This is a genomic window from Aliidiomarina indica (genome assembly GCF_015354615.1).
In the GTDB taxonomy this organism is placed as follows: domain Bacteria; phylum Pseudomonadota; class Gammaproteobacteria; order Enterobacterales; family Alteromonadaceae; genus Aliidiomarina; species Aliidiomarina indica.
In genome coordinates this window covers 1-412 of record NZ_JACAVQ010000021.1, presented here as the reverse complement: position 1 = coordinate 412, position 412 = coordinate 1, and the positions used below count along the sequence as shown (strand labels likewise).

Annotated in this window: 1 protein-coding gene; it reads left to right on the top strand. The window is 51.9% G+C overall.

All coding sequences use genetic code 11. From position 1 onward, the window contains the following. A partial coding sequence (locus HXZ99_RS12080) for an InlB B-repeat-containing protein (protein ID WP_194757548.1) occupies positions 1 to 412 on the top strand: 412 nt, incomplete at both ends.

The following is a 412-nucleotide window of genomic DNA, read 5'->3' as shown; positions in this document are numbered from 1 at the left end:
AGTGATTGAAACACAGACGGTAGAGCATGGTAGCAGCGCGACGGCACCGGCAGATCCAACACGTGAAGGCTCCACATTCACTGGCTGGGATGCGTCATTTGCTGAGGTTACCGGCGACCTGACAGTTACCGCGCAGTACGCGATTAACACCTACACCGTGACTTTCCAAGATCATGATGGCTCGGTGATTGAAACACAGACGGTTGAGCATGGTAGCAGTGCGACAGCACCTGCTGATCCAACGCGTGAAGGTTATACCTTTACCGGTTGGAGTGCGTCATTTGACGACATTACCGGTGATTTAACTATTACCGCGCAGTACGCGATTAACACCTACACCGTGACTTTCCAAGATCATGATGGCTCGGTGATTGAAACACAGACGGTAGAGCATGGTAGCAGTGCGACAGCA